Here is a 25,634-nt window from a genome sequence, read left to right as displayed (position 1 = left end):
GGTGAAAGAGAGACCCTATAAATATCCGACAGCCAGAAGAAAAAATGCCAGTCAGGCTTAACTGACTGGCATTAGCCATGTGGCTGCCCTTTTTTATCTGCAACGTCCGGCAGGTTTATTCGCCGGTGCCGGTATTATTGAGCGCTAATGAAACCGCCAGCGTCTGCGCCAGGCAGAGGGAGGCCACCTGCGAACGGAAGCCATCCACCTGCGCTTCGCGCACTACAAAGCACACATCGCTGAAAGCGGCCAGAGGGCTCACCTGGCTGTCGGTGATGGCAATCAGATGTGCGCCGCGCTTGGCACCCAACTCAACCAGCTCAACCGCTTCACGCGCATACGGCGAGTAGCTAATGGCAATCACCACATCTTTGGGATTCACCATGCTCAGTTGCTCGGTAAACATGCCGCCGAGACCGTCGATCAGAAACGCACGACGCTCCAGATGGCGCAGCGCATACACCAGATAGGACGCAACGCTGAAGGAGCGACGCAGGCCAATGATGTAGATATTCTCCGCTTCATCCAGCATCTTGACCGCTTTATTCAGCTGGTCCGGATTAACCTGCATCGCTAACTGCTGCAATGCCTGGCTGTTCACCATAGTAAAGACGTTGAGGATTTCTACCGGGCTTTCAGGCGAGCTGGCGCTGTCATCAGTAGCAGTCTGGCGGAACAGGCGAGCACGCTCGGTGTAGTTCACGGTTTCTTCCATCAGGTGCTGACGGAAAACCTGTTTCATTTCGTTGAAACCGCTGAAACCAAAGGCGTTGGCGAAGCGGATCAGCGTGGAGGGCGGCACATCGGCCTGTTGCGCGATGGAAGCCACGGTATCGAATGCAATGCTGTTGCTGTTATCAAGAATATAACGAGCCACCTGCTTCAGGCGTTTACTCAGCGTCTCATAGCGACGACGGATATCGTCCTGTAACAAGGTTAATTGGGTTGGATTGTTGGTCATGACTTCGGCCCGTCAAAAAATGAAAATATGGCTGGATAATGAGCGCTATAGTACCAGATGGATGGAAAATTTCATTTGTTTGACGCTATCGTGACGCTTATTTCATCGGTTTATGAAATGCCTCACAAAAAGAAGTGATTAGCGGCAGTGCTGATGCCCATAAAAAAAGCGGCCCTTGCGAGCCGCTTTTGCACTGCTTTAACGCCAATCAGCCACGCGCCGCGCGCCAGTAGCCAATCAGTCGCAGATAGTTGCCTTTCACCGTTTCAATCAGCGCTTTGTCATCCAGTTCACCGTTGAGCCATTGGCGTGACGGTTGGCCGAAGATGGTGCGTCCGACGGCAAAGCCTTTAACCCACGGCGCTTGTGCCGCCGCAGCGAAACCGGCTTTCAGCGTCTCTTCCGGTGCATCGAGGCCGAGCAGCAGAATGCCGCGGCAGTGGGGATCGTGCTGTTCGATCAACCCGCTGATGGCCTGCCAGCTCTCTGCCGACAGCGGTGGCAGTTTCCACCAGTCCGGCTGAATGCCCAGGCTATAGAAGTGGCTCAGCATGTCGTAATAGTACGATTCATTACGGTCCGGATTGCTCTCCGGCAGAATCAGTTCCAGCAGCAGCTCATGCCCGCTCTTGTTACAGCCGTTCCACACATCAAGTACCAGTTCATCCTGCTCTTTACGCAGCTCGGCGCTGTCGTGCGGATGGTAGAACACCAGGCATTTCACCACGTGCTCTGCTGGCCAGTCGACCAGTTGCGAACCGATGTTACCGTGCTCCAGACGCAGGGGACGCGAGCTTGGCAGTTCGATAGGTCGGCCAATCCACCAGTTTTTGCCGGTAATCGCGTTCAGCGCTTTCTGGCCGTAGGTGGTATCCGCCAGAATCCCACTCTTCTCATTTAAGCCTGCTTCGTTGGCCGCTTCCTGCGCCGCCTGTAACAGCAGCAGTTTCAACTGTGGGATCTTATCTTCACTGACGCCTGCTTCACGGGCCATATCGGCCAGCTGTTTGCGATGGTCGAACGCGAACACGTTGAGTTCTGGCCACTGCTGTTTACGCGTGGTGACGCGGTGCAGATGGTTGAGACGCGCATCCAGATCCGGGCGTTTTACGTCTTTGTCGCGGCCGAGGAAATCGTCCAGCTCTTCTTTGGTTGGCATCGCTGGCGCGCAACCATGGCGTGAGACCACCAGCGCACCACAGGCGTTGGCGTAGCGGCAAGCCTGTTCCCAGCTTTCATCATTCAGCCAGCCGCGCAGCAGGCCAGACATAAAGGCATCGCCTGCACCCAGCACGTTCAGGACTTCAACGCGAACGCCGGTTTGCAATTTTGTCTGCTCCCAGCTGTCCGGGATATCACCTTCAAACACCACGCACCCCAGCGGTCCACGTTTACAGACCAGCGTGGCTTTACTTGCCTGGCGCACATTTTTCAGTGCTGTCAGCGTATCCGTACTGCCGCCGGCAATGTGGAACTCTTCTTCCGTTCCTACCACCAAATCGAAATAGTGCAGCACTTCCTGCAATTGTTTCGTGACTTCACCGGATTCAACGAAACGCGTTTCGCCATCGCCCAGTGACGTCAGCCCCCACAGCACTGGACGATAATCGATATCCAGTGCGGTGCGCAGACCATTTCGCTTGGCGATATCCAACGCTTTCAGTACTGCCGCGCGGGTTTGCGGATGTGAAAGGTGCGTACCGGTGACCGCGACAGCACGAGAAGAGGTGATGAATTCCTCTTTAATGTCATCCGGCACCAGGCCCATATCGGCACAGTTGTCGCGGTAGAAGATCAGTGGGAAGGTATCCTCATCTTTAATACCGAGGATCACCAGGCCGGTCAGGCGGTTTTTATCGGTGATCAGCCCATCGGTGTTACAACCCACGCGCTGCAATTCTTCTCGCAGAAAGCGGCCGTTATGTTCATCCCCTACGCGCGCCAGCATGGCTGATTTCAGGCCCTGAATGGCTGTTCCATAGGCCACGTTACCGGAAGAACCGCCCAGATATTTATTAAAGCTGGTCATATCTTCCAGACGTGATCCGATTTGCTGACCGTAGAGGTCGACGGCGATGCGTCCGATACAAATCACATCAAGCCGCTTCTGTTGTGTACTCATACCTGTGGTTTCCTTCTGTGATAAGCAGACACTGGGGCGAAAACGCCCAACATCAAGCGCTATGCTTCCGGGTTCTCAAGGTGCCTGATTGGCTATGGTGGCAGTATGAGGAATAAAAATTCCAAATACAATATGAAATGAAACATCCATCGCGATTTTGTGACCGAGGTAAAACTCTGCACGATGCGCTATCACGGCATGCTGTTTAGCATCGGTTTCACTGATGCTATGGCTTGTGAGCCAGGTCGCAGGAAAATGGCTGTGAATAAAGGAAGCTACTGAAGTGAAATGAAATTTCGCTATCTTGTTAAAATGCTATTTTGTCATTTCACTTTTACCCCAGCAACGGCCTCCGCTGGCAACGTTTCATCTCTGAATTTGATCTCCATCGCAAAATGAAATGTTTCTTCTGTAATTACGTTTAATGAAAAAAATATTTGTTTATAATCGCCACACGTTTCACTTATCCGCGGGTGCCGTGACGGCAGCGAAAACCCGAACCGCGTTGTACCTCACGTCAGGTACCAGCATGTAAAGGAAGAAGCATATGGGCACAATCAGACTTACCACGGCACAGGCGCTGGTGAAATTTCTTGATAACCAGTATCTGAACGTTGACGGCGTTGAAACCAAATTTGTGAAAGGCATTTTTGCCATTTTTGGCCACGGTAACGTGCTGGGACTGGGGCAAGCGCTGGAGCAGGACAGCGGCGATCTGGTGGTGCATCAGGGTCGTAATGAACAGGGGATGGCGCATGCGGCGATTGGTTTCGCCAAGCAGTCGCTGCGTCGTCAGATTATTGCCTGTACCTCTTCAGTGGGACCGGGCGCGGCGAACATGATCACCGCAGCTGCCACGGCGACCGCGAACCGCATTCCTTTACTGCTGCTGCCGGGCGATGTGTTCGCCACGCGTCAGCCCGATCCCGTTTTGCAGCAGATCGAGCAGAGCCACGATCTCAGCATCAGTACCAACGATGCCTTCCGCGCGGTGAGCAAATACTGGGATCGCGTTAGCCGTCCTGAACAGCTGATGACTGCCTGTATTAATGCCTTGCGTGTGCTGACCGATCCGGCGGAAACCGGTGCCGTGACCATCGCGCTGCCGCAAGACGTGCAGGGTGAGGCCTGGGACTTCCCGGAATATTTCTTCCAGAAACGTGTGCACCGTCTGGATCGCCGTCTGCCGACAGCTGCTCAGTTGGAAGATGCTCTGTCGCTGATTGCGCGTAAAAACAAGCCGCTGATTATCGTGGGTGGCGGTCTGAAATATTCCGATGCCGGTGCCGCGCTGCTGAAATTCGCGGAACGCTTTAACGTTCCGTTTGCGGAAACACAGGCCGGTAAAGGCACCATTGTTTCTGATCATCCGCTGAATGTGGGTGGCGTCGGCGAAACGGGCTGTCTGGCTGCTAACCTGTTGGCGAAAGAAGCCGATCTGGTGATTGGGATCGGCACGCGCTACACCGATTTCACCACCGCTTCGAAATGGATTTTCCAGAATCCTGAAGTGAGCTACCTCAACATCAACGTCAGCAATTTCGACAGCTACAAGCTCGATGCAGTGCAGCTGTTAGCGGATGCGCGTGAAGGGTTGACCGCACTGGAAAGCGGACTGAAAGGCTTTGAGAACCACTGGGGCGGTCAGGTTGAGCAGGCACAAAGCAAGCTACTGAAAGAGACGCAGCGTGTGTATGCCGCCACTTATAACACCGACGATTTTATTCCCGAAATCGCCGATCACATTGACCGTGAAGCGCTGTTTACTGAGTTTGAGCGCCTGACGCAGTCAGTGCTGACGCAGAGCAGCGTGCTGGGCACCTTAAACGAGCAGCTCCCAAAGGATGCAGTGATTGTCGCGGCAGCGGGCAGTCTGCCGGGCGACCTGCAACGCATGTGGCGCACCAAAGATTACAACTCGTACCACGTTGAATACGGCTATTCCTGTATGGGCTACGAAGTCAATGCCGCGTTGGGCGTGAAGCTGGCCCAGCCGCAGCGTGAAGTCTATGTGATGGTGGGTGATGGCTCGTTCATGATGTTGCACTCCGAGCTGGTCACCTCGATTCAGGAAGGCGCGAAAATCAACGTGGTGCTGCTGGATAACATGACCAACGGCTGTATTAACAACCTACAGATGGAACACGGCATGGACAGCTTCACCACCGAGTTCCGTTTCCGCAACCCGGAAGGCGGCAAGCTGGATGGCGGCTTTATTCCGGTCGATTTCGCGGCGATTGCGGGCGGTTACGGTTGCAAAACCTATCGCATTACCACGCTGGAACAGTTGGAAGCTGCACTGATTGACGCGCAGAAACAGACCGTTTCAGTGCTGTTCGACATCAAAGTGCTGCCAAAAACCATGATTCACAAATATTTCAGCTGGTGGCACGTTGGTGTGGCTCAGACTTCAACGTCTGAACGCACGCAGGAAGTGGCCGACAAACTTAACGTGCATATCGAACAAGCACGTAAGTACTAACACCCTTTTTAGGCCGGCGTTCGCCGGCCTTGTTTAACCCTATGTCCCCCAAATAATTCGAGAATCAGGAAGGCGGCCAACGAGAGCAGCCAACGCACCTGCATCTTGAAATATGAAGGGCATACTTATCCGACTCTACAGGTGTAATTATGACGCTCAAACTCGGTGTAATTGGTACCGGTGCAATTGGTCAGGATCACATTCGTCGCTGCAACAATGTGTTGCAGGGCGCGAAAGTGGTGGCGGTTTCAGATATCAACGTGGAAGGGGCCCGCGCGGCGCTGCAGCGTCTGAATATCGAAGCTGAGGTGTATCAGGATGGTCATCAGGTGATTAACTCGCCGGAGGTGGATGCCATTCTGGTGACATCATGGGATCCGACCCACGAAGAATTCACCCTTGCCGCCATTGCTGCTGGCAAGCCCGTGTTCTGCGAGAAGCCGCTGGCGATGAGCGCCGAAGGCTGCCGTCGCATCGTTGATGCCGAAATCAAACACGGTAAACGCCTGGTGCAGGTGGGCTTTATGCGTCCGTACGATTCAGGCTATCGCGCGTTGAAGAAAGTGATCACTGACGGTGAAATCGGCGAGCCGCTGATGCTGCACTGTGCGCACCGCAACCAGAGTGTGGGGGAAAATTACACCACCGATATGGCGATCACCAACACCCTGATTCACGAGCTGGATGTGCTGCGCTGGCTGACCGAGGACGATTACAAATCGGTGCAGGTGGTGTTCCCACGTTCGACCTCGAAGACCCACGCCAAATTGAAAGATCCGCAAATCGTGCTGTTCGAAACCCAGAAGGGCATTCGCATCGATGTCGAGATCTTCGTGAACTGTGCTTATGGCTATGACATTCAGTGTGAAGTGGTGGGCGAAGAGGGCATTGCCAAACTGCCTGAGCCTTCATCTATTCAGATGCGTAAAAACGCGCGTCTCGGCAATGCGCTGCTCACTGACTGGAAAGACCGTTTTATCGAGGCTTACGACGTTGAGCTGCAAGCTTTCATCAATGACGCCACGGCGGGCAAGTTGACCGGGCCTTCCGCCTGGGATGGTTTTGCCGCTTCCGTTGCGGCGGATGCCTGCCATAAAGCCCAGAACAGCGGCGCTATCGAGCCGGTGACCATGCCAGCGCGTCCAGACTTTTACGCCAAATAACTGAGCCTGTGCGCTAACACTTCTCTCTCAGAATCAGGGAATTGAAATGAACAAAGACAATGTAAAACTGGCGATTGCGCCAATCGGCTGGACCAACGATGACATGCCAGAGCTGGGCAGCGAAAACACCTTCCAGCAGACCGTCAGTGAAATGGCGCTGGCAGGCTTTACCGGCAGTGAAGTCGGCAGCAAATATCCGAAAGATCCGGCAGTGCTGAAACCGATGCTGGAAATTCGTGGTATCCAGATCTGCAATGCCTGGTTCAGCACCTTCTTCGCCAACGGCGACAAGGCGAAAACCATCGACGAGTTCACCCAGCACATGAACTTCCTGCACGCCATGGGCGCGCGCGTGATTGGCTGCTCTGAGCAGAGTAAAAGCATTCAGGGCACCACGCTGGCGGTGCTGGAGCAGAAGCCGATCTTCACCGATGAAGAGTGGCGTCTGACAGCGGAAGGCTACAACGAGTTGGCTGAGATTGCGGCGAAGAAGGGCATGCGCGTAACGCTGCACCATCACATGGGGACCGGCATTCAGACCCCAGCGGAAATCGATCGCTTTATGGAATCGACCAATCAGAATGTCGGCCTGCTGTATGACACTGGCCACATCTACTACTCCGAAGGCTCACAGCAGGCGATGCTGGATGTGCTGACCAAATATCTGCCACGTATTTTCCACGTGCACCTGAAAGATGTGCGTGACAGCGTGGTGGCTGAGGTGCGTGAAAAATCACTGTCGTTCCTCGATGGCGTGAAGAAAGGCACCTTCACCGTGCCGGGCGACGGCGTGATTGATTTCAAACCGGTGTTCAAAATCCTCGACGATTACGGTTACAAAGGCTGGATGGTGGTGGAAGCGGAGCAGGATCCGGCGCTGGCCAATCCGTTCGAATATGCGGTGAAAGCGCGTAAATATATTCGCGAGAATACCGGCTTATAAGTTCAATGATGCGCGACTTATCGCGCTCTTTTGAACATCAGACACAATAAAAAAGGCCGTTATCCCTTGCAGGATAACGGCCTTTCTATTTGGCCTGGATTATGAAGCCAGCGACAGCGCCGGTTTCTGACCGTTGACCGCCAGCCACTCACGAATGCGTGCCTGCTCGGCTTCTGTCAGCCACATACCTTGTTTGGTACGACGCCAGATTGCATCATCCAGTTCGCGCACCCATTCATTTTTCACCAGGTAGCGCAATTCAGCTTCATAAAACTCGTGACCGAAGTTCTCGCCCAGATCCGCCAGACTGCTTGCGCCTGCCAGCAGTTCTTCGGTGCGGCTACCGTAGGTACGGGCAAAGTGGCGCGCCATGCCCTCGCTGATAAACGGATAACGACGACGTAAGCCTGCGGCGTAATCTTCACGGGTGCCAGAGAAATCACCGCCTGGCAGTACTGCTGATTTAGTCCAGGCTGGGCCGGCGTTGGGATAGTACTTCGCCAGTTTCTCCAGTGCGTGCTCTGCCAGCTTACGATAGGTGGTCAGCTTACCGCCAAACACCGACAGCAGCGGCGCCTGGCCATTGTCGTCATGCACATCCAGCGTGTAATCACGGGTGATGGCCTGCGGTGAATCCGATTCGTCATCACACAGCGGACGCACACCAGAATAAGTCCAGACGATGTCATCTTTGCTCAGCTGCTGTTTGAAGTGTCCGTTAAACACTTTCAGCAGATAGCTGATTTCGTTGTCATCGATCTTCACGTCTTTCGGATCGCCTTTGTACTCCACGTCGGTGGTACCGATGATGGAGAATTCATCCATCCACGGAATGACAAACACGATACGGTTATCTTCGTTTTGCAGGATGTATGCCTGCTTTTCGCGATGCACGCGCGGTACCACGATGTGGCTGCCTTTGATCAGGCGAATACCATACGGCGATTTCAGCTTCAGGCCATCATCAAAGAATTCTTTTACCCAAGGTCCAGCGGCATTGACCAGGCCTTTGGCACGCCACGTGAAGGTTTTGCCGGTATCAATATCTTCCGCTTCCACCATCCACAGGCCACTCTCACGCCATGCACGGGTCACGCGGGTGCGGGTGCGCACTTCGCCGCCCTGTTTCACCACTTCCTGCGCGTTGAGCACGACCATACGCGCATCATCCACCCAGCAGTCAGAATATTCGAATCCGCGCGTGATCTCAGGCTTAAGGGCCGATTCCGCGCCAAAACGCAGGCCTTTACTGCCCGGTAAAGTGGTGCGTTTACCCAGACGGTCGTACATAAACAGGCCAAGGCGAATCATCCACGCCGGACGCAGATGCGGGCGATGTGGCAAGCGGAAGCGCATTGGGAAGGCAATGTGCGGTGCCATTTTCAGCAGCACTTCACGTTCAGCCAGCGCTTCGCCCACCAGACGGAATTCGTAATGTTCCAGGTAGCGCAGGCCACCGTGGATTAATTTAGAGCTGTTGGAGGAGGTTGCACAGGCCAAATCCCGCGCCTCCAGCATCAGCACTGACAGTCCGCGTCCTGCAGCGTCCACTGCAATGCCGGCTCCGTTAATGCCGCCGCCGATCACGATCAGGTCTTTGGTTTCCACGTCATCTCCTCCGATGTTCGGAATAGTTCTAAAATGTTCGTTTTCGAGCGTAATAATAATCGGAAACCAACATTGATGCCAGCGCTTAACTCAATAAAAACATTTTTGCGTGATATAGCTAACATTCCTGCAGGAAAAAAAATCCATAGCCATAACTTTTGTCAGGTTATCGCGACGGATTCTCAGGTTAAACTAGGCGCTAATTGTGACGACCTTATGAGAGACACCATGGAAAACTTCGAATGTATTTCGGTTCAGCAGGCTAACGAGCACATGGCACAAGGCGCGCAGCTGGTGGACATTCGCGACCCACAAAGCTATGCCATGGGCCACGCGACAGGCTCGTTACATCTGTCGAACGACAATCTGGCGGACTTTATCGCGCAGGCGAATCATGAGCTGCCGGTGCTGGTGATGTGCTATCACGGCAACAGCAGCAAAGGTGCAGCACAGTTCCTGTTAGGGCAGGGATTCAACGCCGCGTATAGCATCGATGGCGGTTTTGACGCCTGGCGCGCCGTGTTCCCCTCGCAGGTAGATACTGGCAGCGTCTGACACGATCACACAAAGGAAGGGGAACCCGCACGATGCGCATCACTCAGTTCAACAACCCACGTATGGCGCAGGCGTTTGTGGATTACATGGCAACGCGCGGCGTCACGCTGCGAATTGAGCGCGAAAGCCACTATGTCATTATGATGGATGATGAAGGCCGGCTGGAGATGGTTGAAAACGAACTTGCCCAGTTCGTACGCGACCCTAATCATCCGCGCTATCAGGCCGCCAGCTGGCACACAGGCAGTACCGAAAGTGGCTTGCGCTATGAACGCAGCAACATCTGGGCGAATATTCGTGAACGCGCAGGCCCGCTCACCATGACGATCATGATCGCCTGCGTGGCGGTGTTCATCATGATGCAGATTGTCGGTGATGATGTGGCGCTGGATTGGCTGGCGTGGCCTGCTGACTCCTCACAGTATTTCCAGGTGTGGCGCTGGTTTAGCCATGCGTTGTTGCACTTCTCACTGCTGCACATCCTGTTCAATCTGATGTGGTGGTGGTATCTCGGTGGCGCAGTGGAAAAGCGTATTGGCAGCGGTAAGCTGTTTGTGATTATGCTCATTTCCGCGCTGTTGAGCGGCTGGATGCAGGCCAAATTCAGCGGTGTGCTGTTCGGCGGACTATCGGGCGTGGTGTATGCGCTGATGGGTTATTGCTGGCTGCGTGGCGAGCGCGATCCCGAAAGTGGCATTTATCTGGAGCGTGGTCTGATGGGCTTCGCTATTGTATGGCTGATTATTGGCTGGTACGGCGCTTTTGGGCTGTCGATTGCTAACGCTGCACATGTCACCGGCTTGCTGGTCGGCCTGGCCATGGCGTTTGTCGATACGCGCAATGTGGCTCGTCGGTAGCAGGTATAAAAAGAAAACGGCTCTGAGCCGAGGAGAGAGATGTGAAGCAGACGCAACGTCATGACGCCATTATCGATTTGGTGCGACGCCAGGGATATGTCAGTACGGAAGAGCTGGTGGATCACTTTGAGGTGAGCCCGCAAACCATTCGGCGTGACCTGAACGATCTGGCCGATCAGAATAAAATCCAGCGCCATCACGGCGGCGCGGCGCTGCCTTCCAGCTCTGAAAACACCGCATGGCAGGACCGCAAAATGATGTGGTCAGCGGAAAAAGCGCGCATCGCCGAGCGTGTGGCGAGCCAGATCCCGGATGGTGCCACGTTGTTTATCGATATCGGCACTACGCCGGAAGCGGTGGCGCATGCGTTGCTGAATCACAACAATCTGCGCGTGGTGACCAACAACCTCAATGTGGCGATTTTGCTGATGGCGAAGCCGGATTTCCGCGTCATCATCGCTGGCGGCGAAGTGCGTACGCGGGATGGCGGCATCATGGGTGAAGCGACGCTGGATTTCATCTCCCAGTTTCGCCTCGATTACGGCATTCTCGGCATCAGCGGCATCGATATGGATGGCTCACTGCTGGAGTTCGATTACCACGAAGTCCGCACCAAACGCGCGATAATCGAAAACTCACGCTGCGTGATGTTGGTGGTGGACCATTCGAAATTTGGCCGTAATGCGATGGTGAACCTGGGGAATATGAGCCTGATTGACTACATGTATACCGATCAGACGCCGCCTGCCAGCGTGCTGAAGGTGATTGAGCAACACGAAGTCCATCTCGAACTCTGCTAATCCATCCTGTCGGGGCGGTTGCTATGCCGCCCGCAGAATGGCATCAGGTTGCGCGCCACGCGTAAATCCACTTTTTTCCCTCCATCCGCATTTCCCTGTCGCTTTTTTCTTCGCCCCCGGCTTTACTTATCCTTTCTGGTTATGCGCTCGCCCGTCTTTACCGTTAACGGACTCGAAGGGATTGATATGTCGCAGCAAAAATTTAATAAAACACGTTTCGACGCCGCACTTACCCGCCAATGGCAGCACCTTGGACTCACCTCCGCCCAGCAAATGACACCGCATCAGTGGTGGCAGGCATTAAGCCGTGTGCTGACCGAGATGCTCGCCACGCAGCCGCCCGCCACACCGCGCGCAGGCCAACGCCATGTGAACTATCTGTCGATGGAGTTTCTTATCGGCCGCCTGACCGGCAACAACTTGCTGAATCTGGGTTGGTACGACGAGGTGAAGGAAGCGCTGGCCGCGCATCAGGTAGAACTCAGTGAGTTGCTGGAGGAAGAGGTGGATCCGGCGCTTGGCAACGGTGGATTGGGGCGCCTGGCCGCGTGTTACATGGACTCGATGGCCACTGTCGGGCAGGCCGCGATGGGACATGGCCTTAATTATCAGTACGGTTTGTTCCGCCAGACCTTTGACGATGGCCAGCAAAAAGAGGCGCCAGACGACTGGCAGCGCAACAGTTATCCGTGGTTTCGCCATAACGCCGCACAGGATGTGCAGGTTGGCATCGGCGGCAAAGTGAAGAAAAACAGCGATGGCTCGCTACAGTGGCGACCTAAATTTCAGCTTAAAGGTGAAGCCTGGGATTTGCCGGTGGTCGGCTACCGTAATGGTGTGACGCTGCCGTTACGTTTGTGGCAAGCCAGCAGCGTGCATCCGTTCGATCTCACCCTGTTCAATGATGGCAAGTTCCTGCAGGCCGAACAGCCCGGCATTGATGCTGACAAACTCACCAAGGTGCTGTATCCCAACGATAATCACGCAGAAGGTAAACGCCTGCGCCTGATGCAGCAATATTTCCAGTGCGCGTGTGCGGTGGGCGATATTCTGCGCCGCCACCATCTTGCCGGGCGCTCGATCCACACCTTGCCCGATTTTGAAGTCATCCAGCTCAACGACACGCATCCCACTATCGCCATCCCGGAGATGCTGCGTATCCTGCTGGATGAGCATCAGTTGAGTTGGGATGAAGCCTGGCACATCACCAGCCGCGTTTTCGCCTATACCAATCACACCTTGATGCCGGAAGCGCTGGAGCGTTGGGATGAGTCGCTGGTGCGCGATCTGCTGCCGCGCCATATGCTGATCATCCGCGAAATTAACCAGCGTCTGAAAAAAATCGTCAAGAAGCAGTGGCCCGGCGATAGCGCGACATGGCAAAAGCTGGCGGTGGTGGCCGACGGGCAGGTGCGTATGGCGAACCTGTGTGTGGTGAGCTGTTTCGCCGTGAATGGCGTGGCTGCGCTGCACTCTGAGCTGGTGGTGAAGGATCTGTTTCCGGAATACCACCTTCTGTGGCCAAACAAATTCCATAATGTGACCAATGGCATCACGCCGCGCCGCTGGTTGAAGCAGTGCAATCCATTGCTGTCGAACCTGATTGATGAAACGTTGCAGGTAGAGTGGGCCAACGATCTGGATGCACTGGAGTGGCTGGCGCCCTATGCGCGTAAAAAAGCTTTCCGTCAGCAGTTCCGCACCATCAAGCAGCAGAACAAGCTGCGCCTGACCGTATATATCAAACGCGTGACCGGCATTGATGTGAATCCCGATGCGCTGTTTGATGTGCAGATTAAGCGGCTACACGAATACAAACGCCAGCACCTCAGCCTGCTACATATGCTGCACTGCTATCGTCAGCTGCGGGACAATCCTGATAACCCCGACTTTGTGCCGCGCGTATTCCTGTTCGGTGCCAAGGCCGCACCGGGCTACTACCTTGCCAAAAACATCATCTACGCCATTAACAAAGTGGCCGAGGTGATCAATAACGACCCGAAAGTCGGCGATCGGTTAAAAGTCGTGTTTATCCCTGACTATCGCATTACCGCCGCCGAGTTGATGATTCCGGCTGCCGATCTCTCGGAGCAAATCTCGACCGCCGGTTATGAAGCGTCCGGCACCGGCAATATGAAACTGGCGCTGAACGGTGCGCTGACCATCGGCACGCTGGATGGCGCGAACGTCGAAATCGCCGAAGCGGTGGGTGAGAAGAACATCTTTATCTTCGGCAATACCGTGGATGAGGTGAAGGCGCTCAAAGCCAACGGTTACAGCCCGAAAAAACTGCGCAAGCAGAATAAGTATCTGGATGGATTGCTGAAAGATCTGGAGAAGGGCAAGTTCAGCGAAGGTGACAAGCAGGCATTCGATATGCTGCTCACCAGCCTGACCAAAGGTGGCGATCCCTGGCTGGTGCTGGCCGATTTCGAGGCGTATCTCGACGCGCAGCAACAGGTTGAAGCCTTGTGGAAGAACCCGGAAGCCTGGACCAAAGCGGCGATACTCAACACCGCACGCACCGGGCGTTTCAGTTCCGACCGCTCAATCCGGGATTACCAGCAACGTATCTGGCAGGCCGCGCGCTGATTTCCAGCTCGCTATTGATGGCCGCTCGACATGGTTTCGAAAAGATTTTCGTCGGATACGCATTGATGCGCACCGCACCCAAGGAGACGTGATGACGCTCAGCAAACTGGATCAGGCCGCGCAGGACGCGGGCATTGCGGTAGATTTTACCAACGCGAGCGGTGAGCAGGTGCGTATTCACGACGACACCAAACGCGCGCTGCTGGCGGTGATGAATACGCCGCAGGGTAAAGCGCCACCCTTGCCGCCGGTGCAGGTTTTCACTCCGCGCCGTCCGCGCCAGTGTTGCCCGCAGGGTAAAGGCGAGTTTAGCTGGCAGCTTGAGACCGAACGGGGCAAAACTTACAGTGGCCTGCTTCAGGCAGGCGAGACCTTCACATTGCCGCCACGTCTGCCGCAGGGTTATCACCGTTTGACCTTACGGCAAGGACGTCAGCAGTGGCACTCGCGCATCATTATCGCGCCGCGTCGTTGCTATTTATCTGAACCGCTGGCACAGGGAGACAAACGCTGGGGCGCGCTGGTACAGCTTTATACGCTGCGATCTGATCGCAATTGGGGGATCGGTGATTTTGGCGATCTTGCGCAAATGCTGGAGCAGATCGCCGCTCACGGAGGCGATTTTGTTGGCCTCAACCCGCTACACGCGCTTTATCCTGCGCAGCCTGAACACGCCAGCCCTTATAGCCCCACCTCGCGTCGCTGGCTGAATATGCTGTATATCGACGTTAATCAGGTGGCGGCATTCGCTCAAAGCGCTGAAGCACAGCGCTGGTGGAAACTCGCCAAAACGCGCAAGGCTGTGCAAGCCGCGCGCGCCACTGACTATGTCGATTATCGAGCGGTGGCTGAGTTGAAAATCACCGCGCTACGCCTGTCCTGGCAGCATTATCAGCCTGAGCAGGAATTCCTGCAATTTGTCGCCGAGGGCGGCGATCATCTGCGCTATCAGGCGGCGTTTGACGGCATTCTGGCAGAACGCAGCGCTCAGCAGGAGAAGGAGTGGGGTTGGGCGTCATGGCCGGAAACCTGGGGCAATGCCCATCAGCCAGAAGTTCAGCAGTGGTGTGCTGCACATGAGGACGAGATTCAATTCTGGTGTTGGTTGCAGTGGCTGGCGCAGCAGCAATTTGCCGCCTGCTGGCAGCGTAGCCAGCAGCTCGGCATGACGGTGGGATTGTACCGGGATTTGGCGGTCGGTGTGGCGCAGCACAGCGCAGAAACCTGGCAGGACCCGCAGTTGTATAAGCTGGGGGCTTCGGTGGGGGCACCGCCGGATCGCCTGGGACCATTGGGGCAAAACTGGGCGTTGCCGCCGCTTGATCCGCACGAGATGCGCGCGCGCGGCTATCAGCCTTTTATCGATTTATTGCGCGCCAATATGCGTGATTGCGGCGCGTTGCGTATCGATCACGTGATGGCGTTATTGCGGCTGTGGTGGATTCCGTATGGTGAGACAGCGGACAAAGGTGCCTATGTGTCATATCCGGTGGACGATTTGATGGCGATTCTGGCGCTGGAAAGTCAGCGCCATCGCTGCATGGTGATCGGCGAGGATTTGGGCATTGTGCCGCCGATCATCGTTCGCATGATGCGCAGCCACGGCATTTTCTCGTGGAAAGTGCTGTTCTTCGAACAGGAGCGCGATGGCCGCTACCGCCAGCCTGCGGCTTATCCTCGACAGTCGATTGCCAGTGCCAGTACTCATGATTTGCCCACGTTGAGCGGATTCTGGCAGGCGGAAGATTTGGCATTGGGTGAAAAGCTCGGCATGTATCACGATAGCGTGCTGCACTCCCTGCAACAACAGCGCACGGCACAAAAGCAGGCTTTGCTGGACGCCTTACAGCAGGCGGGGGCCATGCCAGCTCGCAGTCGTCAACCTGCGTTGAAGCAACCGCTGACGCCGACGATCAATGTGGCGATGCACCGTTACCTGGCCCGCACGGAGAGCGCATTACTGGGATTGCAGCCGGAAGATTGGCTCGGCATGACAATGCCGGTCAACGTGCCTGGCACAGTGGATGAGTATCCCAACTGGCGGCGCAAGTTATGTGTCACGCTGGAAGAGATGTTTGCCGACAAAGCCGTGAAGCAAGTTCTGACAGCGGTGAATGACGGACGCAAAGCGAGGTAGAAATCTGCGGCAGCGCGGGTGCGCTGCCGCAAGAAAATCAATAGTAAGAGTGCTCGCCGCGCTGGTGTTCAGTGAGGTCACGCACACCTTTCAGCTCAGGGAAGGCCGCCAGCAACTCTTTCTCGATGCCATCTTTCAGCGTGACGTCGATCATTGAACAGCCGTTACAGCCGCCGCCAAACTGCAGAATCGCGTAACCGTCATCGGTGATTTCCATCAGGGATACACGACCACCGTGACCCGCCAGCTGTGGGTTGATCTGCGCTTGCAGCAGATACTCCACGCGCTCAACCATTGGCGCATCATCAGACACTTTACGCATCTTGGCGTTTGGCGCTTTCAGCGTCAGCTGGGAACCGAGGTTATCGGTGACAAAATCGATCTCAGCATCTTCCAGATAAGGCGCGCTCAGCTCATCAACATAGGCTGACAGCTTTTCGAACTTCATTTCAGTATCAGTGGCTTCTACTGCATCGGGTGGGCAGTAAGAAACACCGCATTCCGCGGTTGGCGTACCCGGATTAATGACGAATACGCGAATTTGTGTGCCATCTTCTTGTTTTGACAGCAATTTTGAGAAGTGCTCTTGCGCAGCATCAGTAATAACGATCATGGCGATTGCTCAATAGTTGACTAAATTACTTGGTTATAATACGCCCAACGCCGACGCTCTACAAGGTACGGCACAGGCAGCCAATATGCACGCTGGCCGCGCCTTGGGCCAGCAAAATGCGGCTGATTTCTGCCACCGTGCTTCCGGTGGTAACCACATCGTCGATGAGCAGGATATGGCGTCCGCGCACTGGCATTTCAAGGGAAAAGGCCCCGCGCAGATTCTTTTTCCGCGCCGAAGCGCGCAACGCATGCTGGACCAAGCCCCGCCGTCTGCGGCGCACCCCCGCACGATATTCACAACCTAGCCAGTGTGCCAGCGGTTTTGCCAGCAGCTCAGCCTGATTATAGCCACGCTGCCAGGCACGACGCCGATGTAACGGCACACTCAACACCAAATCGATGCGCGGCGTAAGGTTATCGCGGCGACTATTTAACAATTTTAACAAAAGGAGTCGTGCCAGCATCACTCTAAGTGCGGTTGCCCGAGAAAATTTCAGCTGGATGACCCAATCACTCAGCGGCGGCAGGTAATCACTCACGCAAGTCAGGCTGTGCCACGGCGGTGGACGACGCAGACAGCGGCCGCACAATCGGGTGCCGCTGGCCGGCAGTGCACAGCAGGGGCAGATCGCGGGCAGCGCCGGGATTTGTTGCACACAGCGGCTGCATAGCCCGTGTCTGGCAATCTGTAATGGCAGGCGGCATAGCCAACACAGGGCAGGGATTGATAGCATAGCGGCCTCTTTTCACTTTTCGGGAGTGTAACCGATGAGTTCGCTTTACTGGCACACCACAGGCACAGGCGATCGCGATCTTGTGCTGCTGCACGGCTGGGGATTGAATGCCGAAGTGTGGCAGAACATTGTTCCACGACTCAGCCCGCATTTTCGTCTGCACCTTGTGGATCTGCCTGGCTTTGGCCGCAGCCATGGATTTGGTGCACTGACCTTAGCCGACATGGCTCAACAGCTGCTTCCACAACTTCCTGAGCGTGCAGTGTTGCTCGGTTGGTCGCTGGGGGGACTGGTTGCCAGCCAGATTGCACTGACGCAGCCTGAACGTGTCACCGCGCTGATTAGCGTGGCGTCTTCGCCCTGTTTTACCGCGCACGAGGATTGGCCGGGCATCAAGCCTGAGACGCTGGAGAGCTTCCAGCAGCAGTTGAGCAATGATTTCCAGCGCACCGTAGAACGTTTCCTGGCCTTGCAAACCATGGGTACGGAAAATGCGCGCCAGGATGCACGTCAGCTCAAAGACGTGGTGCTATCGCAGCCAATGCCTTCGGTCGCAGTGCTGGAAGGTGGACTGGAGATATTGCGCGAAGTGGATCTGCGCGCGCAGCTGCCGCAGTTGGCAATGCCCTTGATGCGTTTGTATGGATCGCTGGATGGATTAGTACCACGTCGAATTGCAAAGCAGTTGGATGAAGCGTTACCGCGTTCACCTTCAATTGTGATGGAAAAAGCGGCGCATGCGCCATTTGTCTCGCATCCTGACACATTTTGCCAGCATATTATCGAGTTCATCCAAGCGGTTACCCGTTAAATCTGTTGCGGCAGTGGAAATTCTTTCACCAGCGGTAATACTTTTGACGTGAGCTGAGCTGCTTCGCGGTGTGTTCTTTTGCTATCTCGCCTGTTGTGCTTCGCGGCCGCTGACATCCCAATAATGCAAAAAATGGATGAGGGTAATGCTATGAAGATGATGAAATTGGCTGTGGCTTCTCTGGTGATGAGTGCGGTGTCGTTTTCAGCGTTCGCCGCAAAGGAAGTGACTAAAGAAGAAGTGCAGAAAATGAATCTGGAGAAAATCGGTACGGTGACCACCACGGCGGAGACCACCTCACCGATGGATGCGAAGCGCGAACTCTCCAAAGCGGCCGATGAGAAAGGCGGCAAATACTTTCTGGTGATTGCGGGCCGCGAACATGGCAAGTTCAGCGCCACGGCGGATGTTTACAAATAATCAGCCACGCAACCACATAAATTGCCACGCAGCCAGCGTCATTGGCTGGCTGCCATCGATTTTCTCGCCACTGATCACATCCTGATAATGTCGCGCCTGCGGCAGATGCGTGGTCACTTCCCGGCTGCTGAGATTAAACACGCACAATAAGCCCTCTTCACTGCCTGACGGATGTCGCCGCAACATCAGCAGGGTATTTTCACTCTCCAGCAGCGTCATCGCATTATCCGGATGGAACGCGCTCTGGCGGGTGCGCAGCTGGATCAATGCGCTGAGTCGTTCATACACCTGCTGACGCAATGGGTCATCGCCGCTGATCCACTGTTCCATTTCACGCAAACTGTATTTCTGGCGATTGATGGCGCGGTTGTGTCCTGCCGCGCGCACGCCTTCATTGTCGTTGCGCGATCCCAGAATGCTTTGGATATAGATCGCCGGCACGCCCGGAAAGGCGAGCAGAATGGCGTGTGCCAGCAGGAATCGGCGCAGACGCGTGTCATCGTCATCATTCTGCTGGTTGAGAGCATCGAAATAGGTGACGTTAATTTCGTAAGGGCTGGTGGTGCCATCGGGATTGTTTTTATAAGACACCAGCGCCCCTTCCAGCGCCAAATCTCGCACCAGTGCTACGATCTCCACTTCAGACAAAATACCGCGCGCAGGATTGAGGCCAATGCCATCGTGCGAGGCAAGGAAGTTGAAGAACGTGGTGGTGCCGTTACCGGTGCCCAGCGTGCTGGCCCATTGACGCAGCGCGCGTGCGGATCCTGAATGAATGGCATGGAGCACCAGCGGCGGCAGTGAAAACTGATACACCATCTGCGCTTCATCGTGCCCGTTACCAAAATAGCTGATGTTGTCTTTATGCGGCACATTAGTTTCGGTGACGATCACTGTGCCCGGTGCCACTTCGTTGGAAATGGCGCGCAACAGCTTCACCAGCTGGTGGGTTTTCGGCAGGTGAATGCAATTTGTACCCGGCGTCTTCCACATATACCCCACCGCATCGAGACGAACATAATCGGCGCCCTTGTTCAGGTAATCCAGCAATACGCCCACCATGCGAATCAGCACGTCAGGATTGGCAAAGTTAAGGTCGATTTGGTCGGCGCTAAAGGTGGTCCAGATAAAGCGCGTTTCACCATCAGCCATCTCAAACGGCGTCAGTAATGGCGAGGTACGAGGGCGCGTCACGGCGCTGAGATCGGTGGCCGGTGGCATGCTGATAAAGAAGTCATCCCAGCCAGGATCCTGCGCCAAAAAGTGGCGGAACCATTGGCTGTGCGCCGACATATGATTACAGACAAAATCGAACATCAACCGGGTTTCACTGTGCAGCGCCGCAATATGCTGCCACTCGCCACAGAGAGGATTCACCTGGTGATAATCAATCACGGAGAAGCCATCGTCGGAAGAATAGGGAAAGAACGGCAGCAAATGCACCAGGTTGAAAGTGGATTGCAGATGCTGCTGATAGAAGTGCGAGAAGCTGGCGAGCGTGGGCTGATCGGGTTCACGGAACTGATCGGCGTAGCTGATCAGCACCACATCCTTCTCGTCCCAGTGGGCTTTGCGCGGCAGTTTAGCGGTATCGTGCGCTGCACGAATGTGGGAAAGCAGACGCTCACGTGCGGCGACGGGGAAGCGGCCTTCGTAAATCTCATCAAGTAGGGCGTTGATTATGTCCATCAGATCGTTGGGCCACGCGGAAGGTCATTTTTTCACACGGATTTTTTCAGCGTAGACGGATGAGGGGATTTATCAACTTGATATGTGCGGAAGCAGAGCTGATTCCGCACAAAGGGTAGTGCTCATATCTGATACTGGGCAGGTGATAAAATCAATTCAGGTTACATTTCAGCACTATAAATTATATCAATTATTTTTTATTGATAAGTCTAATTATTTTTGAATGGTTTATGAATAATGATTTTTTGGATAAGCCTTGATGCCAAAGAAGTCTTTACACGGATAATCAAACAGGGTTTGTAGTGCGATATTTTGCAACCGCTTTTAAGTGATACCGTAATGGTAGTTAGAATGCCCGCATCACATAATTTTCTTTTCAGTTTGAAGGCTAACTGAGAAAGATTGTTCTGAGTGATGGATTCAAACCTCCTTGGCCACGTCTGTCTTATTAATGTTTCAACTGTGCTTTTTGTTTTTTTATTTTTCATTAAGTTTGAATAAAGAGTGTATTCCATTTTTGTTAATTTAATGTTCCTTCGATTGACGTAAAGTGCATTAACGTAATCATCAATGATTATGATCATCATTCTTCCTTGTATGTGTTCGCATTGGTTTTAATCAACCATAATGGAAGTGTTATAATAGGCAACTACTTTTTGTGGATTTTAATAAGCTGCTTGCAAAATAACAATCATGGATTTGGTTTTAAGTTTTATTACTTTCATTGGTTAATTATTAATTTAAATGACTGAGCCATCACCCCTGTGATATTTAAATTTATCTTTCCAGGATCGTTATTATTTCTTTGTTATTAATGATTGATACAAGTATAGGGTGGTTGCCATTTTTACTCATTCAATTGAATATGATTGAGTTTTGATTGTTATGGGGGGATAAACCATCCAGACCTTGTAATATTGAAAACATATAGCACAACACTTTTTTCATTAAGGAGATGTATATGAATGGATATGGTGATGGTACCAACTGGAGCTCTGAACGCGGCAATGGTACTGGGTATAGTGGCAGCCAAGGCAATGCGGGTAACGGGGCAGGGAGTTCTTCTAATGGGAAGGCTTATGGTGGTGGATTGTCTGTTAATCCGAAAATAGGCGAGAAACAGGCCAAAAAACCAGGTATCAATCCTGCTGAATTTGTAGGTTATACATTAGGTATTAACGGCGAGCTAATAGGCATAACAAAACACAACTTGGGAGATGCATACGGTGTAAATTTAGGTTATCCAGAAGAGTCGACACTTTCCCCCGGGCAGCAAAATAATTCAGCTCCTGGAGGTAGTGTACCTTATAATTTAGATATATCTGATGCTCGCGTTACTGCGTTGAAGAAAATTATTCAAAAAAATGCTCGTTTAGCAAACTCCACTCAGTCTGGTACTAGCATTACCGCTGCGAGGCAAGCGACATTAAAAGCCAAGTTAGAATTGTCAATTATCATGGAGGCAAGGAAATTACAGCCATCATATTCTGATTTGCAGGATGGTATAAGACTGGTAACAGATTTTTATAAAAATTTATCAGAGCGGATTAGTGCAAGGGTATCGTTTCATGCGCAGTACTTCACTGAAGAAATAAAAGGTAAGAAATTAAGAAGTGTCAACGATGCAATAAAATCTTTTGAACAATACAAAGTTTTGAACGGATCTAAGTTTAACAGCGCAGAACGTAAAAAATTGGGGGATGCTGTTAGAAAAATTGATTATGTAACGTTTGCTCGAGATTTGAATCGATTTAGTAGAGGGTTAGGGTTCTATGGTGCAATTTCCGACTTTATAGATGTCATTAAGGAGATTGCATTGGCTACTCAGACTAATAACTGGAGAAATGTTATCGTCAAACTTGAGAAGTTAGTAGCAGGAAAATTGGCGGCCGCATTAACTGCATTCGCTTTCAGTATTATACTCGGCACTGGAGTAGGCATTGTCGGATACGCAATCATAATGGCACTCGTTGGTTCTTTAGTTAACGATTCATTGATCAATAATTTGAATTCTAAAATGGGTTTTAAATAGAGGTTTAAGCCGGGGGATTCCCGGCTTTACTTAACTTCATAATGAAAAATAGAATGCTTAGAGGAATGGCTAATGTAAAGCAAATCAAAAAATAGATAGCTTTTATTCCTTGCATTCCCGTGTCATTTTCAAAAAAACCAGTGGTCCAAAAGGTTTTAGATGTGAATTTCAATGCAAAACTTTCGATAGTGAATTTTGCAGAGGGAAATAGAATCCCACAAACTGCAAGAAAGATTAATCTGGAGTTTTGGCTGATATCTATAGCTGCATCACGCATAATTATTGTAGTGATGACAAATAATAGCATTCCTAACGCAGCATTTTTTATATAGTATGACTTTGTCATTTTAAGTCCTTTTGTTATTACCATTCATCCTTTGAGTGGTCTATATTTCACTATTAGAAGTAAACTTACTGTGCTGTAAATCATATTTTTCTAATTTATATTCTCTCAAGAATTACATGTTTAACCATTCAATTCTTTTGTGATTATTTGGCCTTGCAATTTATCTGGCACAACAATTCCCGATTCTTTCCTAAAACAGCCAAAAAGATCCTTAGGCTGAGGAGTTTCTTTACTATATCTGGTAATAGATTAGCGTTAGCTTTTCTTATTATTAGAGCAAAGAATCCAGAGTAGAAAGGCTCTGATGCTTAATAGGACAGCATCAGAGCACATGGCTACAAAGTGATAAATTCAGGTGCTATTTGGTAAGGCAATTAGCGCTTCTTACCGAACGCGGCGGCCAGTGCATCACCCATCGCGCTATTGCCAGCTGGCGAATTAGCCGGCTTGCCGCGTGCTTTGTTATTGGCCGCGGGACGTGCATTCTCTTTGCCGCTGCTGCGATTATTGCCGCCGCGCGCATTGCTCTCGCCGGGCTGCTCGTCAAGTCGCATGGTGAGGGCGATGCGCTTACGCTGCATATCCACTTCCATCACCTTCACTTTGACGATATCGCCCGCTTTCACCACCTGATGGGGATCTTCGACGAACTTGTCTGACAGTGAAGAGATGTGCACCAGACCATCCTGATGCACGCCGATATCCACGAAAGCACCAAAGTTGGTGACGTTGGTGACCGCGCCTTCCAGAATCATGCCCGGCAGCAGGTCGTTCAGCGTTTCCACGCCTTCGGCAAACTGCGCGGTTTTGAACTCCGGACGCGGATCGCGCCCCGGTTTTTCCAGCTCTTTCATGATGTCGGTGACGGTTGGCAGACCAAAACGCTCGTCGGTGAAGTCGCGCGCGTTGAGATCACGCAACCCACCCGGATTGCCCATCAGCTCGCTCAGCGCCTGTTCAGTCGCGGCCAGAATACGTTCGACCAGCGGGTAAGCTTCCGGGTGCACGGTGGAGGCATCCAACGGGTTATCGCCGTGATTGATGCGCAGGAAGCCGGCGCACTGCTCGTAAGCTTTTGGCCCAAGACGGCTGACTTTCAGCAACTGCTGGCGATTCTGGAAGCGGCCGTTCTCATCACGCCAGGTGACAATGTTCTGCGCCATCATGCGGGTTAAGCCTGCCACGCGCGTCAGCAAGGCGACTGAAGCGGTATTCAGATCCACGCCGACGGCGTTTACACAGTCTTCCACTACCGCATCCAGCTTCTTCGCCAGTTGGCTTTGGCTCACATCATGCTGATACTGGCCGACACCGATGGATTTCGGATCGATTTTCACCAGTTCGGCCAGCGGATCCTGCAAGCGACGCGCAATGGAGACGGCGCCGCGGATGGAAACATCCAGATCCGGGAATTCCAGCGCGGCCAGTTCCGATGCGGAGTAGACCGATGCACCAGCCTCACTGACAATCACTTTCTGCGCGTTGATCTGCGAGAACTGCTTCTGCACGTCGAGGAAGAAACGCTCGGTTTCACGTGAAGCGGTACCGTTACCAATCGCCACCAACTCCACCTGGTGTTGGATGCACAGTGCTGCCACAACCGATGCGGCTTTCGCCACCTGCCCGGTGTGCGGATAGATGGTGTCATGTGCCACCAGTTTGCCGGTGGCATCCACCACGGCGACTTTCACGCCGGTACGCAGGCCCGGATCGAGGCCCATGGTGGCGCGCATGCCTGCCGGAGCCGCCATCAACAAATCGTGCAGGTTGCGGGCGAATACGTTAATCGCTTCATCTTCTGCGCGTTCGCGAATGGTGCCCATCAGTTCGGTTTCGAGATGCAGCAGCACTTTGATGCGCCAGGTCCAGCTCACCACCGCTTTACGCCAGCTGTCTGCCGGAGCATTGTTCAGACGCAGTTGCAGGTGATCGGCGATCAGCGTTTCACCGTGGCTTTCGCGCGGCGCTTCTTCGAATTGTGGATCGGCGTTCAGAGAGAGTTGCAGCACGCCTTCATTGCGACCACGGAACATCGCTAGCGCACGGTGAGAAGGAACGGTACTGAGAGGTTCGTGGTGATCGAAGTAGTCGCGGAATTTCGCGCCTTCTTCCTCTTTACCTTCCACCACACGCGCTACCAGATGCGCGTTTTTCCACAGATAATCACGCACTTTTGCCAGCAGCGTGGCGTCTTCGGCAAAACGTTCCATCAGGATATAACGTGCGCCATCCAGCGCTGCGCGCACATCGGCGACGCCTTTATCCGCATCCACATAGCTTGCAGCCAATGACTCGGGTTCCTGAGAAGGATCGCTCCATAGCGTTTCAGCCAGTGGCTTCAGGCCCGCTTCGATGGCGATCTGCCCACGCGTGCGACGTTTCTGCTTATAAGGCAGATACAGATCTTCCAGTTCAGTTTTGTTCAGCGTGCCATTGATGGCCGTGGCGAGTTCTGGGGTGAGTTTGCCCTGCTCGTCGATGGATTTCAGAATTGACTGGCGGCGATCTTCCAGCTCACGCAGATAGCCAAGGCGGCTCTCCAGCTGACGCAACTGGGTATCATCCAGCCCACCGGTCACTTCCTTACGATAACGTGCGATAAACGGCACGGTGTTCCCTTCATCCAGCAAGCTTACAGCGGCGTCAACCTGGTCGGCGCGAGCCTTCAGCTCACTTGCGATAATCTGGCTCAGTGAATCTTTCATCATCATTAACAATGCTTACACAGGGTTGGAAAACAGGGGACAGTTATACGGATTGGGGCGGC

The 25,634-nt window shown here is 53.3% G+C and carries 19 protein-coding genes; 11 read left to right on the top strand and 8 right to left on the bottom strand.

Annotation, left to right across the window (positions count from 1 at the left end; all coding sequences use genetic code 11):
* Positions 1-115: 115 nt before the first annotated feature.
* Positions 116-961 (bottom strand): MurR/RpiR family transcriptional regulator, encoded by an 846-nt coding sequence (locus tag AC1MDE_RS22085; RefSeq protein WP_034819711.1) that lies wholly within the window; start codon positions 959-961, stop codon positions 116-118.
* A 208-nt stretch (positions 962-1,169) separates the two neighbouring features.
* Complete coding sequence (locus tag AC1MDE_RS22080; protein ID WP_058960569.1) at positions 1,170-3,083, bottom strand: bifunctional 5-dehydro-2-deoxygluconokinase/5-dehydro-2-deoxyphosphogluconate aldolase; 1,914 nt, start codon at positions 3,081-3,083, stop codon at positions 1,170-1,172.
* Between the two features lie 547 nt (positions 3,084-3,630).
* Between AC1MDE_RS22080 and iolD the strand changes: the two genes are divergently transcribed.
* The 3 genes from iolD to iolE all read left to right on the top strand — a co-directional run bounded on the left by iolD (position 3,631) and on the right by iolE (position 7,671).
* Complete coding sequence (gene iolD, locus AC1MDE_RS22075) at positions 3,631-5,565, top strand: 3D-(3,5/4)-trihydroxycyclohexane-1,2-dione acylhydrolase (decyclizing) (protein WP_479399761.1); 1,935 nt, start codon at positions 3,631-3,633, stop codon at positions 5,563-5,565.
* 149 nt (positions 5,566-5,714) lie between these two features.
* Positions 5,715-6,728, top strand: coding sequence for a bifunctional inositol 2-dehydrogenase/D-chiro-inositol 1-dehydrogenase (iolG, locus tag AC1MDE_RS22070; protein ID WP_166936599.1), 1,014 nt, complete (start codon positions 5,715-5,717; stop codon positions 6,726-6,728).
* A gap of 46 nt (positions 6,729-6,774) precedes the next feature.
* The gene (gene iolE / locus AC1MDE_RS22065) at positions 6,775-7,671 is read left to right on the top strand and encodes a myo-inosose-2 dehydratase (protein WP_034819699.1); all 897 of its coding nucleotides are present in this window, start codon (positions 6,775-6,777) and stop codon (positions 7,669-7,671) included.
* Between the two features lie 99 nt (positions 7,672-7,770).
* On the opposite strand, the gene glpD is transcribed toward iolE, so the two are convergent.
* Positions 7,771-9,279 carry a glycerol-3-phosphate dehydrogenase gene (gene glpD / locus AC1MDE_RS22060; protein WP_058960571.1) on the bottom strand — a complete coding sequence of 503 codons (1,509 nt, stop codon included), beginning with the start codon at positions 9,277-9,279 and terminating at the stop codon, positions 7,771-7,773.
* Between the two features lie 228 nt (positions 9,280-9,507).
* Here glpD and glpE point away from each other — a divergent pair, with 228 nt between their 5' ends.
* The 5 genes from glpE to malQ all read left to right on the top strand — a co-directional run bounded on the left by glpE (position 9,508) and on the right by malQ (position 16,220).
* On the top strand, positions 9,508-9,834 hold the full coding sequence (gene glpE, locus AC1MDE_RS22055; protein ID WP_480345077.1) for a thiosulfate sulfurtransferase GlpE: 327 nt from the start codon (positions 9,508-9,510) through the stop codon (positions 9,832-9,834).
* A 32-nt stretch (positions 9,835-9,866) separates the two neighbouring features.
* Positions 9,867-10,691 (top strand): rhomboid family intramembrane serine protease GlpG, encoded by an 825-nt coding sequence (glpG, locus tag AC1MDE_RS22050; protein WP_480345076.1) that lies wholly within the window; start codon positions 9,867-9,869, stop codon positions 10,689-10,691.
* Between the two features lie 41 nt (positions 10,692-10,732).
* Positions 10,733-11,491, top strand: a complete 759-nt coding sequence (locus AC1MDE_RS22045; RefSeq protein WP_034819687.1) for a DeoR/GlpR family transcriptional regulator — start codon at positions 10,733-10,735, stop codon at positions 11,489-11,491.
* A 186-nt stretch (positions 11,492-11,677) separates the two neighbouring features.
* Positions 11,678-14,083, top strand: a complete 2,406-nt coding sequence (gene malP, locus AC1MDE_RS22040; protein ID WP_211729227.1) for a maltodextrin phosphorylase — start codon at positions 11,678-11,680, stop codon at positions 14,081-14,083.
* A 91-nt stretch (positions 14,084-14,174) separates the two neighbouring features.
* Entirely contained in the window at positions 14,175-16,220 is a 2,046-nt protein-coding gene (malQ, locus tag AC1MDE_RS22035; RefSeq protein WP_479402262.1) for a 4-alpha-glucanotransferase, read from the top strand.
* Positions 16,221-16,257: 37 nt separating this feature from the next.
* Here malQ and nfuA read toward each other — a convergent pair whose 3' ends face one another.
* Together nfuA and gntX are read right to left on the bottom strand one after the other, a co-directional pair.
* On the bottom strand, positions 16,258-16,833 hold the full coding sequence (gene nfuA, locus AC1MDE_RS22030) for a Fe-S biogenesis protein NfuA (RefSeq protein ID WP_034819678.1): 576 nt from the start codon (positions 16,831-16,833) through the stop codon (positions 16,258-16,260).
* Positions 16,834-16,891: 58 nt separating this feature from the next.
* Positions 16,892-17,569: a DNA utilization protein GntX gene (gntX, locus tag AC1MDE_RS22025; protein WP_034819674.1), complete on the bottom strand. Its 678-nt coding sequence runs from the start codon at positions 17,567-17,569 to the stop codon at positions 16,892-16,894.
* Positions 17,570-17,603: 34 nt separating this feature from the next.
* Between gntX and bioH the strand changes: the two genes are divergently transcribed.
* Positions 17,604-18,380 (top strand): pimeloyl-ACP methyl ester esterase BioH, encoded by a 777-nt coding sequence (bioH, locus tag AC1MDE_RS22020; protein ID WP_480345075.1) that lies wholly within the window; start codon positions 17,604-17,606, stop codon positions 18,378-18,380.
* A gap of 150 nt (positions 18,381-18,530) precedes the next feature.
* Complete coding sequence (locus tag AC1MDE_RS22015; protein WP_160833808.1) at positions 18,531-18,800, top strand: YdgH/BhsA/McbA family protein; 270 nt, start codon at positions 18,531-18,533, stop codon at positions 18,798-18,800.
* On the opposite strand, the gene AC1MDE_RS22010 is transcribed toward AC1MDE_RS22015, so the two are convergent.
* Positions 18,801-20,489 carry an alpha-amylase family glycosyl hydrolase gene (locus AC1MDE_RS22010; protein WP_058960575.1) on the bottom strand — a complete coding sequence of 563 codons (1,689 nt, stop codon included), beginning with the start codon at positions 20,487-20,489 and terminating at the stop codon, positions 18,801-18,803.
* A gap of 961 nt (positions 20,490-21,450) precedes the next feature.
* Between AC1MDE_RS22010 and AC1MDE_RS22005 the strand changes: the two genes are divergently transcribed.
* Positions 21,451-22,521: a colicin-like pore-forming protein gene (locus tag AC1MDE_RS22005; protein ID WP_479402264.1), complete on the top strand. Its 1,071-nt coding sequence runs from the start codon at positions 21,451-21,453 to the stop codon at positions 22,519-22,521.
* A gap of 4 nt (positions 22,522-22,525) precedes the next feature.
* Here AC1MDE_RS22005 and AC1MDE_RS22000 read toward each other — a convergent pair whose 3' ends face one another.
* Both AC1MDE_RS22000 and AC1MDE_RS21995 read right to left on the bottom strand, forming a co-directional pair.
* Positions 22,526-22,867: a colicin E1 family microcin immunity protein gene (locus AC1MDE_RS22000; protein WP_479399755.1), complete on the bottom strand. Its 342-nt coding sequence runs from the start codon at positions 22,865-22,867 to the stop codon at positions 22,526-22,528.
* A gap of 374 nt (positions 22,868-23,241) precedes the next feature.
* A complete protein-coding gene (locus AC1MDE_RS21995; RefSeq protein ID WP_058960620.1) occupies positions 23,242-25,572 on the bottom strand; it encodes a Tex family protein in 2,331 nt (776 codons plus the stop codon).
* Between the last annotated feature and the right edge of the window lie 62 nt (positions 25,573-25,634).

The sequence above is a fragment of the Pantoea folii genome (genome assembly GCF_056678875.1).
This window is presented reverse-complemented; position numbering and strand designations above follow the sequence as displayed.